Origin of the sequence: Klebsiella sp. K-3 (assembly GCF_051207495.1) — a bacterium.
In the GTDB taxonomy this organism is placed as follows: Bacteria; Pseudomonadota; Gammaproteobacteria; order Enterobacterales; family Enterobacteriaceae; genus Klebsiella; species Klebsiella aerogenes.
The window spans coordinates 131,148-143,527 of sequence record NZ_JBPNXF010000011.1 but is presented as its reverse complement, the minus strand read 5'-3'; the positions used below and the strand labels follow the sequence as shown (position 1 = coordinate 143,527).

Here is a 12,380-nt window from a genome sequence, read left to right as displayed (position 1 = left end):
GGCTCCCGTTACTTGCCGCTGAGTGAGTTGTGGATCATGTCCAGCCAGTTCGGCACGGTCAGATGGAAGGATTCGAGCATCTTCATGTCGAAGCCGCGGAAGAAGCCGCTGAGGACAAACAGCGCGACAATGGCGATCATCATCACTTTGGTTACCCGGTTCCAGCCGCTCTCTTCTACGCCTTTACCGATCAGGATCCCCAGTACCAGACCCGGTACGGCGTTACCCATAATCAGCTGCGCCGCGCCGCCGAAAATCGTCGCCCAGAAGCCTGATTTCTTACCGGCATCAATAGCCGCCAGCCAGAAAATCACCGGCATCACGGTGTTCACCAGCAGGTTTGCCGCCGGAACCAATACCTTAACGGCGGTGACCTGCAGCGCTTCCGGTACGGAAGAGGCGGTCAGGTTAAGGAAGGCGACGACGATCATGCCGATGATGCCGCAGGCAATCGCCATTTTTTTCGGATCGTGTAGCGTTTCGCCAACGTTACGATTTTTCACCATCAACGCCGCCGCGCCCCAGTTCGGGATAATGCGGTGGTCAACGTCTTGGGTGAAGGAGCCTGCTGCAACGGAAGAGGCCCAGGCGTTAAAGAAGAAGCCGAGACCAAAAGAGAAGTGAGAAGCCGGATCGCCTTCGCAGGAATTCAGCTCGCCCAAGGTACGAAACGCCCCCATCCCTTGCGTGGTGGGCGCGTGAAACATGCGTGCCGCTCCGGCGCCCACGCCGACGCCGACCAGGCCGCCGATGATGAGCGATTTTATTAAAATTATCAGGAACATAATCTGACCCTTTGGTAACAATCAGGTTTGCGTGACGAAATCCACTTTATCGAGATCGATGGCGGTCACGTTGACGGTGACGTCCAGCTCCACGCTGTAGGTCCGTCGTTCACGGCGCAAAAAGATGAACAGAAACGCCTCTTTTCGTACCGCTTCGCGCGCATGAACAACCGTCACGTCCTGTGGCTCAATACGCAGTAGGATGCGCGATGATGACTTCATCACCGCAGCCTGCACATGGTTCAGGGCATCGGCGAAGGCCCGTGATTTGCTTTCGCCTTTGCCTGCAACCCTCACCGTGGTGGTGAATTGCTCTTTCATACTTATGCGCCGTATTTCTTTTTCCAGGCTTCAACCAGACGCTCGCCCAGCTCTTCTTTATCCATGAAGCCGAAGCCCAGCACGTTGCAGCCTTCGTTGATGGCGGTGACGCCCTCTTCAATAGAACGCATGCCGTATTTTGCTTTGTAGCCGTACTTGGTCTGCGCGGTGATAGCGCCTGCGCCGCCGCTGCCGCAGAAGGAGATGCCGAAAGAGGCGTTTTCCGCTTTCATCATGTCGCCAAGTTTCATGTCTGCAGCAACGCCAGGGACGACCACTGCACGTGCGCCGGCTTTTTCTGCGCCTGCCGCGACTTTTTGTCCTTTACCCAGACGGTCGCCAATAACTACGGTGATTTGTTCCATGTTTTGCTCCTTACAGGTTTTCTTTTGCGACTTCGAAGTGGACGGACAACAACCAGGCCTCTTCATCAGGCAGGTTGCCGAACTGTGCGACCACTTCGCGGGCCAGCATCATTGAATCTTCAGAAATTTCTTCGAACAGACTGGCATCCACTTCCGGTAGCGGTTCGCCGCTGATTGACCGGTGGGCCATGGCCCGCACGTGGGAAGTCAGCATTTGCTCCTGAACGTCGTTAGGGACGATGTCGTGACGGCTTAACAGGGCGAAGACCTGCTGTAACATCTTGTCAGCCAGGCGTTCGGTCTGCGCCGCCTGCTCCCCTACGTCGTTTATTACCGCTCCGTTATTCACTTGTGTTACCCCGCTGATGTCTCTGGAATCCAAAGTAGCGCCGGGGGTCAGGAGTTTGTAGCGAGTTGTTTTCCACTTCGAAGTGGAAAGGGAGAAGGCTTAGGTGATCGACTCCACATATTCACCGGATAAATGTAAAAACAGGCGATATGACGTGATACGCATCACAACAATGCTCGAGGTTGAGCGGAAAAAGACCGGAAAAAGAAAAGGGAAAAATGTGATACAGGTAGGTTTTTAGGCGGGAGACATCGGCTGACGCCTCCCGAAAACGGCGATTAGCGATACTTCTTATGGTAGGTATTGCGGGTAGTTTTGAAGTCCTCCGCGGCGGCCTGCGCCTCTTTCAGCTTACCGGCGTCAGCTAACTTCAGCGCGCCGTCGATCTGGCCGACCAACGTCTCCAGACCGTGGCGGAAATCTTTCATCTCCGGGCTATCGGCCGCTTTGCCTTCCAGTTTTGGCGGCGTCTCTTTCTGGGCGTCAACCGCAGCGGTACGCATCTTATTCAGCGCCGCTTTCAGCTCGCCAATGTCTGAGGTTTTCTGTACCACCTGCAGGTTTTCCGCAAGGGTGTCCATGTCTTCGCCAAGGTCGGCGAACGCCGATGCCGAACCGAGCGCAAAAGCAGAGACGGCCAGCATCGCTAACAGTTTTTTACGCATTGCTCACTTCCTTTTTATTATGAAGATATCAAGCGGGCGCGGCAGGACGCGCCCGGCACACAGGTCATTGACCGGCGATTTTCATTTCCGGCAGCAGTACGGAACCACACTGAATATTGCTGCGCGTTTCGATATCGTCGCCGACGGTGACAATATTACGCCACATTTCTTTCAGATTTCCGGCGATGGTGATCTCACTGACCGGATACTGAATTTCGCCGTTTTCTACCCAGAAACCGGATGCGCCGCGCGAGTAGTCGCCGGTCACGCCACTGACACCCTGCCCCATCAATTCGGTGACCACAAGCCCGGTGCCCATCTCTTTAAGCATCTTTGCAAAACTCAGGCCGCGGCCGTTGATGCGCCAGTTATGGATGCCGCCGGCGTGGCCGGTGCTTTTCATACCCAGCTTACGCGCGGAGTAGTTAGTGAGCAGCCACTGGGTCAGCACGCCGTCTTTGATGATGTCGCGACGTTCGGTGCGCACGCCTTCGCTGTCGAACGGCGTGGAGGCCAGCCCCTTCAGCAGATGCGGATGTTCTTCGATGGTCAGCCACTCCGGCAGGATCTGTTTGCCGAGGGAGTCGAGGAGGAAGGTCGATTTACGGTAGACCGCGCCGCCGGCGATCGCCCCAACCAGGTGGCCAAACAGCCCGGTAGCCACTTCGTTGGCGAAGATAACCGGCGCTTTCATCGTCGACAGCTTACGCGGCGCCAGGCGCGACAAAGTGCGGCGGGCGCATTCGTTGCCGACCCACTCCGGGGTCTGTAAATCGCCAAGGGCGCGGCCAATGGTGTAGGCGTAGTCGCGTTCCATATCGCCGTTTTCTTCGGCAATCACGCAGCTGGAGAGCGAGTGGCGGGTAGAGCAATAGCTCTGGAGCATGCCATAGCTGTTACCGAACACTTTAATTCCATAGTGGCTGTTGAAGCTGCCGCCTTCGGTATTGGTGATACGTTTGTCGGCCTGCAGGGCGGCCTGCTCGGCGCGGGCCGCCAGCTCGATGGCTTCATCGGGGGAGACCTCCGCCGGATGGAACAGGTCCAGATCCGGGGCGTCAAAGGCCAGCAGTTCTTTATCCGCCACGCCGGCAAACGGGTCCGGCGAGGTGTAACGCGCGATATCCAGCGCCGCCTGCACGGTACGGGCGATAGCGTCCGGGCTCAGGTCGGTCGAAGAGGCGCTGCCTTTACGGTTTTGATGATAAACGGTGATGCCGAGCGCGCCGTCGCTATTGAATTCAACATTCTCCACCTCACCGTAGCGGGTGCTGACGCCGATGCCGGTGGTCTTGCTGACGGAGACTTCCGCACCGTCGGATTTGCCTGCCGCCAGTTCCAGTGCCGTACTAACGGCTTCTTCCAGCGTCTTACGCTGCTGTGCAACTTGAGAGATGACTTTCATTGCTAATGCCATAATGTAAGAAGGAGTTAACTGAAGTCTAACAGAGAACCGTTTTTCAGTGCGCGCCTTAACTGGTAACATTAGCCTCTTTTTTAAGGAGCCTGAGATGACAAAGCAGCCCGAAGACTGGCTCGACGACGTGCCCGGTGATGACGTTGAAGATGAAGATGATGAAATTATCTGGGTCAGCAAGAGTGAAATTAAGCGCGATGCGGAAGAACTGAAGCGTCTTGGCGCGGAAATGGTAGACCTTGGTAAGAACGCGCTGGATAAGCTGCCGCTCGATACCGACCTGCGCGACGCCATTGAACTCGCCCAGCGTATCAAGAAAGAAGGCCGCCGCCGCCAGCTGCAGCTGATTGGTAAAATGCTGCGTAACCGCGACGTCGATCCGATTCGCCAGGCGCTGGATAAGCTGAAGAACCGTCACAACCAGCAGGTGGCGCTGTTCCATAAGCTGGAACAAATCCGCGATCGCCTGATTGATAATGGCGATGATGCGGTCGTAGAGGTATTGAACCTGTGGCCAGACGCTGACCGTCAGCAGCTGCGCTCACTGATCCGCAATGCCAAAAAAGAGAAAGAAGGCAACAAGCCGCCAAAATCCGCGCGCCTGATCTTCCAGTATCTGCGCGAACTGGCCGAAAACGAAGGCTAATTCCCACGCTAACCGCCATCTCCCGGATGGCGGCGCGTTGCGCCTTATCCGGGCTACCCCATCACCTCTCGCCCTAAATCGCGGGCAAACTGCTGATACTGCGCCACATCGATCGGTTGCGGATAGCTCAATACCAGCAGTTCATGATCGTCGATCCCTTGATGATAGGTCGGATGGCGGTGCGCCCAGGCATTGGCATGGAATCCCATCGACTGGTAAAAGCGCAGCCGTTTATGGGCGATTTCGCTGGTGAGCGGATCGATTTCCAGAATGGTCAGCGGCGCGCGCGTCAGGATCTGCGCCAGCAGCTGTTTGCCATAACCGCGCGAACGCAGGGTGTCATCAATCGCCAGATGTTCGATATAGCTATAACCGGCAAACTGCCAGCAGCCGCTCAGGCCAATAAATCCCCCGTCATCAAACCACGCTTCCAACGCATAGTGCGGGTTGCTCAGCGCCTGAAGTTTGGCGTCGCTTTCGCGCTGTTCGTGCCACGGAAAGGCGCGGGCGTACAGCGCGTCAAGCGTGGCGAAATGGGGCGAGTCGGTAGAAAGTACTCTTTCACAGGTCAGCATCACACAATCCCTGGTGGCAAAAACAAAACTGCCCTCACGCGGAGGGCAGTAACCGGAAGCGTTCGCGCTTATTCTGCCGCGACCGCTTTTTGCGCCAGTTTATCCAGCAGCTTCTGATGAATGCCGCCGAAGCCGCCGTTGCTCATCACCAGAATATGGTCACCCGGATGCGCGGTTTTCACGATCATGTCCACCAGCGTATCGACGTCGGCGCTCCAGTGCGCCGGCTGAACGCAGGCTTCCGCCACTTCCGCCACCTGCCACGGGATATGCTGCGGCTGTAGCAGGAAGACTTCATCGGCGCGGCCGAGAGACGGCGCCAGATCGTCTTTGCAGACGCCCATTTTCATGGTGTTGGAACGCGGCTCCAGCACCGCCAGAATACGCGCGGTGCCGCCGACTTTGCCGCGCAGCGCCTGCAGCGTCGCGAGAATGGCCGTCGGATGGTGGGCAAAATCGTCGTAGACGGTCACGCCGTTGGCTTCGCCGCGTAGTTCAAGGCGGCGGCGGGCGTTGATAAAGCTGCCCAGCGCGTTAGCGGCATCCGCCGGCACCACGCCGACATGACGCGCCGCGGCAATCGCCATCAGGCCGTTGTGCATATTATGTTCGCCGACCAGCGCCCAGTTCACTTCGCCGACTTTTTCGCCGTCGAGCAGGACTTCCCACTGCGAGGCATCGGCATTGAGTTTCTTCGCCTGCCAGTGCCCCTGCTCGCCCACCAGCTCCTGTTCGCTCCAGCAGCCCATCGCCATCACCTGCTTCAGGTTGATGTCGCTCTCCGGCAGAATAATTTTGCCTTTGCCCGGCACGATGCGCACCAGGTGGTGGAACTGTTTCTGAATCGCTTTCAGGTCGTCAAAGATATCCGCATGGTCAAACTCAAGGTTATTGAGGATCAGCGTGCGCGGGCAGTAGTGAACGAACTTGGAACGCTTGTCGAAGAAGGCGCAGTCATATTCGTCGGCTTCAATCACGAAGAACGGGCTGTCGCCCAGGCGTGCGGAAACATCGAAGTTCCCCGGTACGCCGCCGATAACGAAGCCCGGCTTATAGCCGCAGGCTTCGAGGATCCACGTCGCCATGCCGGCGGTGGTGGTTTTACCGTGAGTACCGGCGACGGCCAGCACCCAGCGGTCGCGCAGAACGAAGTCGTGCAGCCACTGCGGGCCGGACATGTACGGAATGTTGTTTTCCAGCACCGCTTCGACGCACGGATTACCGCGGGTCATAGCGTTGCCGATAATCACCAGGTCCGGCTGCGGGTCCAGTTGGCTGGCGTCATAGCCCTGAATCAGATCGATGCCCTGGTTTTCCAGCAGGGTGCTCATTGGCGGATAAACGTTAGCATCCGAGCCGGTTACTTGATGCCCGAGGGAACGTGCCAGCATTGCCAGCCCCCCCATAAACGTGCCACAGATTCCTAAAATATGAATGCGCATTCGTTACTTCCCTCATTAATCTGACCCGCATTTTACCCATATGTAGGCCCCCTGAGAAATGCATTTCAGGCAAATCTGCATTTGCTGGCGCGATTCACCTGTGCGCAGTTTTTTTATTATTTGTTAAGATTGTTGCGTTCGTTTTACTCAACATAAAAATGCAGGGAACGAGTTATGAAAACGTTAGGTGAATTTATTGTCGAAAAGCAGCACGAGTTCTCCCACGCTACCGGTGAGCTGACTGCTTTGTTGTCGGCAATAAAATTGGGCGCCAAGATCATCCACCGCGATATCAATAAGGCCGGTCTGGTCGATATCCTGGGTGCCAGCGGTGCGGAAAACGTTCAGGGTGAAGTTCAGCAGAAGCTGGACCTGTTCGCGAATGAAAAATTAAAAGCTGCACTGCGCGCACGTGATATCGTCGCCGGTATCGCCTCGGAAGAAGAAGATGAAATCGTGGTCTTCGAAGGGTGCGAACACGCCAAATACGTTGTGCTGATGGATCCGCTGGATGGCTCCTCCAACATTGACGTTAACGTCTCCGTGGGGACTATCTTTTCTATCTACCGCCGCGTCACACCGGTCGGGACGCCGGTCACCGAAGAAGACTTCCTGCAGCCGGGTAACAAACAGGTTGCCGCGGGTTATGTGGTTTACGGCTCCTCCACCATGCTGGTCTACACCACCGGCTGCGGCGTGCACGCCTTTACTTACGACCCGTCACTCGGCGTCTTCTGCCTGAGCCAGGAGCGGATGCGCTTCCCGGAGAAAGGCAAAACCTATTCCATCAACGAAGGTAACTACATCAAGTTCCCGATGGGCGTGAAGAAATACATCAAGTACTGTCAGGAAGAAGATAAAGAGACCCAGCGCCCGTACACCTCGCGCTATATCGGTTCTCTGGTGGCTGACTTCCACCGTAACCTGCTGAAAGGCGGCATCTACCTGTATCCGAGCACCGCCAGCCACCCGCAAGGTAAACTGCGTTTACTGTACGAATGCAACCCGATGGCGATGCTGGCGGAACAGGCTGGCGGCAAAGCCAGCGATGGTAAAGAGCGTATTCTCGATATCATCCCGGAAAGCCTGCACCAGCGCCGTTCGTTCTTCGTCGGCAACGACCACATGGTAGAAGACGTCGAGAACTTCATTAAAGAGTTCCCGGACGCTTAAGTTCTGCCTTCCCTTCCCGCCTTGCGGGAAGGGAGTTCCCTGTCAGCGATTCACCACCCCACCCACGCGAGTCACCGCCGCATTCTGGCGATTTTCCCACAGCACCGTCAGCCCGCGCTGCAGCGCAATGAAGATAAACAGCAGAATGCCGATGGCAATCTTCGTCCACCATGAACTGAGCGTACCGTCAAAGTTGATGTAGGTCTGAATAAGCCCCTGAATCGCCACGCCGAACAGCGTCCCCAGTACCGTTCCGACGCCGCCGCTCAGCAGCGTGCCGCCTATCACCACCGAAGCGATGGCATCTAGTTCCACGCCGACGCCCGCCAGCGCGTAGCCCGCCTGGGTGTAGATAGAGAAGACAATGCCGGCAAGCGTCGCCAGGCCGGTCGACAGCATATAGATGCGAATGGTGGTGCTACGCGTGGAAATGCCCATCAAATTGGCCGACGTGGCGTTGCCACCGATCGCGTAGACCTGATTGCCAAAACGGGTACGGTGGGCGAGGAAAATTCCCAGCACCACCACCAGCAGCATCAGCAGCCCCATCGCGCTCAGGCGGCCGCCGCCAGGGATGGTCCACGCCAGCCCGGACAGAGTGTCATACAGCGGGTGGTTAATGGGAATCGACTCTTCCGAGACCAGATAGCTAACCCCACGCAGGAAAAACATGCCGGCGAGGGTGATGATAAATGCCGGGATTTTTAGCGCATCGATCAGCAACCCCATAAACGCGCCGAAGGCGCAGCCCATGGCCAGTACCAGCGGGAAAGCCAGCAGCGGCGAGATCCCCCAAAAGCCGATCGCTTTGGCCAGAAACACGCCGGTGAAGGCAATCACCGACCCGACCGACAGATCGATACCGCCGCTGAGGATCACGAAGGTCATGCCGACGGCGATGATCCCAAGGAAAGCGTTATCGGTCAGGATATTGCAAATCACCCGCGTCGACGCAAAACCCGGAAACTGGGTCAGGCAGTAGAGATAGCCCAGCACGGATACCGCGAGGGTAATCATCAAAGGTAAATTACGTTTTATCACGGCCGCGTACCCCTTTCAGTAGACCGATAAAGCGCGGCGACTGAACGATCAGTACGCACAGCACCACCACCGCTTTCACCACCTGGTTGAGCTCCGGCGGGAAACCGGAGAGTAAAATCCCGGTGTTCATCCCCTGGATAATCAGCGCCCCCACCACCGACAGCAGCAGATTAAAGCGCCCGCCCATCAGCGAACCGCCGCCGATCACCACCGCCAGGATGGCGTCCAGCTCCAGCCATAATCCGGCGTTGTTGGCGTCGGCGCCGCGAATATCCGCCGCCACAATAATCCCGGCAATCGCCGCACAGATGCCGCTCAGCACATAGGCCAGCATCACCACAATGCGGGTATTCACTCCGGCATTTTTCGCCGCGCGGATATTGATCCCCACCGCTTCAATAAACATGCCGAGCGCGGTCCGGCGGGTAAACAGCCAGAACAGCAGCAGCGTTGCGACGGCGATAATCACCGGCGTCGGTAGCAACAGCAGCGATCCGCTACCGAGCCAGGAAAGCGCCGGCGAATCAAAGGTGACAATCTGCCCGGAGGTAATCAGCTGCGCGACGCCGCGTCCGGCTACCATCAGGATAAGCGTGGCCACGAAGGGCTGGATCTTCAGCACGGCCACCAGAATGCCGTTCCACAGGCCAGCCAGCGCGCCTGCGCCCAATGCGGCGAGCAGCACCACCGGCAGGCTGTGCCCGGCGACGGTCATCGAGGCAGCGGTCGCCCCGGCGATAGCCATCACCGCGCCGACCGACAGATCGATGCCGCCGGTGGCGATGACCAGCGTCATGCCAATCGCCAGCAGTGCCACCGGCGCCGCCCGGTTGAGAATGTCAATCGGGCTGCCAAACAGCCGCCCATCCTGCAGTAGCACCTGGAAGAAATGCGGCGCCACCAGGCTATCCACCGCTAATACCAGCAGGAGAGCGATAATTTGCGGCATCCCTTTCGGCCAGCTATAGCGCCGTTTTGGCTGTCCGCTTTGTGGTACGGTTCTGGGCATCATGCTGGGCTCCTTATGCCGCAATCGCGTTCATGATCGCCGGGACCGACAGCTCGGCAAGGGGGATTTCCGCCACCTGCTGGCGATCGCGCATGATGATCACCCGGTCAGCGTAGCCCACCAGTTCTTCAAGCTCCGAGGATATAACCAGCAGCGCCAGACCATCGGCGCAGAGGGTTTCTATCAGGCGAATAATCTCAGCGTGGGCGCCGACGTCGATACCGCGCGTCGGCTCATCGAGGATCAGGAACTGGGGTTTGGTCAGCAGCCAGCGCGACAACAATACCTTCTGCTGGTTACCGCCGGAGAGAAATTCGATCGGCTGTTCGGCGCTGGGCGTCCTGATACCTAACTGGCGAATAAAGCGTTCGGCAATCTCATGTTGTTCGCGGCGCGGGATCGGCCGCAGCCAGCCGCGCTGCGCCTGTAGCGCCAGCACGATATTTTCCCGTACCGAGGCGGCGGCGATGATGCCGTCGGTTTTACGGTCTTCAGGACAAAAACCAATGCCGAGGCAGGAGGCCTGATGCGGCGAGCGCAGCGTTTGCGGCTTGCCCTTGATCCACGCTTTACCGCTGTCGGCGGGCTTGATGCCGAAAATGACCTCCGCCGTTTCGGTGCGCCCGGATCCCAACAGCCCGGCCAGGCCGACGATCTCGCCCGGCCGCACCTGCAGAGTAAACGGCGCAATCGTGCCCTTCTTGCCAAAATCTTCAAATGCCGCCACCGGCTTATCGCTGAGCAGCGTGCGCCCGGCGCGCTGCAGCGCCTGATGGTCCAGCTCGCGGCCGAGCATCATTTTGACCAGTTCGATTTGCGGCAGCTCGCGGGTCTCCCGACAGCCGACAAAACTGCCGTTGCGCAGCACGGTAATACGGTCGCTGACGGCATAGACCTGGTCGAGAAAATGGGTCACAAAAATCAGGCTGACGCCGTTATCGCGCAGCTGACGCATCAGGGTGAATAGCATTTCCACTTCCTGAGTGTCGAGACTGGCGGTTGGTTCATCGAGGATCAACACTTTCGCCGACAGGTCGATGGCCCGGCAGATAGCGACGATTTGCTGCATCGCCACCGAAAAACGATTCAGCGGTTCGCGCACGTCGAGCGAGAAGCCGTAAGAGGCCATCAGCGCGGTAGCGCGTTTTTCCATCTCTTTGCGCCGCAGCAGACCAAAGCGCTTCGGCTCGCGGCCAATAAACAAATTATCCGCCACCGACATATTCGGCAGCAGGTTAACTTCCTGGTAAACGGTACCGATACCCAACTGCTGAGCGTGAGCGGTGTTTTTCGGCGATATTTGCTGCCCTTCCAGCCAAATCGCCCCGCGGTCGGCATGATACACGCCGGTGAGCGCTTTAATCAGCGTCGATTTTCCGGCGCCGTTTTCGCCCAACAGAGCCATGATTTCGCCGCGCCGCAGGCTGAAATTAACGTTATCCAGCGCCTTCACGCCGGGGAAGAATTTGCTGAGTCCTTCGGTACGAAGGATCTCCTGGTATTGGTCGGTGGTCATGGTTCCCCCTGCATCACGCCGGATGGCGCTGCGCTTATCCGGCCTACAAAAGAGCGAAATGTAGGCCGGGCAAGCGTAGCGCCCCCGGCATTTTCATGAAGGCTCAGTAACCCATATTTTTCTTCTTCTCTAACTCTTCTTTTGCCGTATCCGGCAGATAAAGGGTCGATTTGGTAATGGTCAGCTTCTCAGGCAGGGTGCCGTCTTTTTTGTATTTTTCCAGCGCATCAAACGCCGGACCGGCCATATTCGGCGTCAGCTCAACGCTGGCATTCGCCTCGCCGGCGATCATGGCTTTATAGATATCCGGCACGCCGTCGATAGACCCGGTGAGGATATCTTTGCCCGGCTTCAGACCGGCCTCTTTGATGGCCTGAATCGCGCCGATGACCATGTCATCGTTATGGGCGTAGACCATGCAGATGTTCTTACCGTTATTCTCCGCTTTGATAAAGCTCTCCATCACCTCTTTCCCCTTACTGCGGGTGAAGTCGCCGGACTGCGAGCGGATAATCTTGATGTTGGACGCTTTGGCAATCGCCTCGGCGAAGCCTTTCTTACGATCGATAGCGACGCTGGCGCCCACGGTGCCCTGGAGCTCCACGACGTTACACGGCTTGCCATCGACGGTTTTCACCAACCAGTCGCCAATCAGCTGGCCTTCCAGCACGTTGTTGGCGGTGACCGTGGTCATATACAGCGACTTATCTTTAACGTCGATCGAACGGTCGAGGAGGAACACCGGGATATTGGCCTCTTTCGCTTCTTTTAGCACCGGCTCCCAGCCAGTCGCCACGACCGGCGCGATAAAGATCGCGTCCACGCCCTGGGCAATGAACGAGCGCACGGCTTTAATCTGGTTTTCCTGTTTTTGCTGACCGTCGGCAATCTTCAGGGTGATACCACGCTTCGCCGCTTCTTCCTTAGCAACATTCGTTTCGGCCGCGCGCCAGCCCGATTCAGAGCCGACCTGCGAAAATCCTACGGTCAGGTTGGCGGCCATCGCCATAGACGACATAGCTGCCGAAACCGCGGTGACGAGAAGTAAGCGCTTCCACATAAGATGTTCCTCGTAG

14 protein-coding genes are annotated in these 12,380 nt (G+C 57.5%); 2 read left to right on the top strand and 12 right to left on the bottom strand.

Annotated elements, in window-relative coordinates; genetic code table 11:
- Nucleotides 1–8: 8 nt before the first annotated feature.
- The 6 genes from ACSEMK_RS19095 to pmbA all read right to left on the bottom strand — a co-directional run bounded on the left by ACSEMK_RS19095 (nucleotide 9) and on the right by pmbA (nucleotide 3,902).
- Entirely contained in the window at nucleotides 9–785 is a 777-nt protein-coding gene (locus ACSEMK_RS19095) for a DUF4311 domain-containing protein (protein WP_015368574.1), read from the bottom strand.
- 21 nt (nucleotides 786–806) lie between these two features.
- Complete coding sequence (locus ACSEMK_RS19090) at nucleotides 807–1,106, bottom strand: DUF4312 family protein (RefSeq protein ID WP_015368575.1); 300 nt, start codon at nucleotides 1,104–1,106, stop codon at nucleotides 807–809.
- Nucleotides 1,107–1,108: 2 nt separating this feature from the next.
- The gene (locus ACSEMK_RS19085; RefSeq protein ID WP_015368576.1) at nucleotides 1,109–1,471 is read right to left on the bottom strand and encodes an SFCGS family glycine-rich protein; all 363 of its coding nucleotides are present in this window, start codon (nucleotides 1,469–1,471) and stop codon (nucleotides 1,109–1,111) included.
- A 10-nt stretch (nucleotides 1,472–1,481) separates the two neighbouring features.
- Complete coding sequence (locus tag ACSEMK_RS19080) at nucleotides 1,482–1,820, bottom strand: PRD domain-containing protein (RefSeq protein WP_015368577.1); 339 nt, start codon at nucleotides 1,818–1,820, stop codon at nucleotides 1,482–1,484.
- Between the two features lie 278 nt (nucleotides 1,821–2,098).
- Nucleotides 2,099–2,485 (bottom strand): cytochrome b562, encoded by a 387-nt coding sequence (gene cybC, locus ACSEMK_RS19075; protein WP_015368578.1) that lies wholly within the window; start codon nucleotides 2,483–2,485, stop codon nucleotides 2,099–2,101.
- Nucleotides 2,486–2,549: 64 nt separating this feature from the next.
- Nucleotides 2,550–3,902, bottom strand: coding sequence for a metalloprotease PmbA (gene pmbA, locus ACSEMK_RS19070; protein WP_045360325.1), 1,353 nt, complete (start codon nucleotides 3,900–3,902; stop codon nucleotides 2,550–2,552).
- 94 nt (nucleotides 3,903–3,996) lie between these two features.
- Here pmbA and yjgA point away from each other — a divergent pair, with 94 nt between their 5' ends.
- On the top strand, nucleotides 3,997–4,548 hold the full coding sequence (gene yjgA, locus ACSEMK_RS19065) for a ribosome biogenesis factor YjgA (protein WP_015368580.1): 552 nt from the start codon (nucleotides 3,997–3,999) through the stop codon (nucleotides 4,546–4,548).
- A 53-nt stretch (nucleotides 4,549–4,601) separates the two neighbouring features.
- Here yjgA and ACSEMK_RS19060 read toward each other — a convergent pair whose 3' ends face one another.
- A complete protein-coding gene (locus ACSEMK_RS19060) occupies nucleotides 4,602–5,123 on the bottom strand; it encodes a GNAT family N-acetyltransferase (RefSeq protein WP_430915331.1) in 522 nt (173 codons plus the stop codon).
- Nucleotides 5,124–5,191: 68 nt separating this feature from the next.
- Complete coding sequence (gene mpl / locus ACSEMK_RS19055) at nucleotides 5,192–6,565, bottom strand: UDP-N-acetylmuramate:L-alanyl-gamma-D-glutamyl-meso-diaminopimelate ligase (RefSeq protein WP_015368582.1); 1,374 nt, start codon at nucleotides 6,563–6,565, stop codon at nucleotides 5,192–5,194.
- A gap of 174 nt (nucleotides 6,566–6,739) precedes the next feature.
- Between mpl and fbp the strand changes: the two genes are divergently transcribed.
- Complete coding sequence (gene fbp / locus ACSEMK_RS19050; protein WP_015368583.1) at nucleotides 6,740–7,738, top strand: class 1 fructose-bisphosphatase; 999 nt, start codon at nucleotides 6,740–6,742, stop codon at nucleotides 7,736–7,738.
- Between the two features lie 42 nt (nucleotides 7,739–7,780).
- Here fbp and yjfF read toward each other — a convergent pair whose 3' ends face one another.
- From yjfF to ytfQ, 4 genes are all read right to left on the bottom strand, one after another.
- A complete protein-coding gene (gene yjfF, locus ACSEMK_RS19045) occupies nucleotides 7,781–8,779 on the bottom strand; it encodes a galactofuranose ABC transporter, permease protein YjfF (protein WP_430915332.1) in 999 nt (332 codons plus the stop codon).
- The gene (gene ytfT / locus ACSEMK_RS19040; protein ID WP_430915333.1) at nucleotides 8,766–9,791 is read right to left on the bottom strand and encodes a galactofuranose ABC transporter, ATP-binding protein YtfT; all 1,026 of its coding nucleotides are present in this window, start codon (nucleotides 9,789–9,791) and stop codon (nucleotides 8,766–8,768) included. The genes yjfF and ytfT overlap by 14 nt, the downstream gene beginning before the upstream one ends.
- 10 nt (nucleotides 9,792–9,801) lie before the next feature.
- Nucleotides 9,802–11,304, bottom strand: a complete 1,503-nt coding sequence (gene ytfR, locus ACSEMK_RS19035; protein ID WP_308957778.1) for a galactofuranose ABC transporter, ATP-binding protein YtfR — start codon at nucleotides 11,302–11,304, stop codon at nucleotides 9,802–9,804.
- Between the two features lie 103 nt (nucleotides 11,305–11,407).
- On the bottom strand, nucleotides 11,408–12,364 hold the full coding sequence (ytfQ, locus tag ACSEMK_RS19030; RefSeq protein WP_020079801.1) for a galactofuranose ABC transporter, galactofuranose-binding protein YtfQ: 957 nt from the start codon (nucleotides 12,362–12,364) through the stop codon (nucleotides 11,408–11,410).
- Nucleotides 12,365–12,380: the final 16 nt, after the last annotated feature.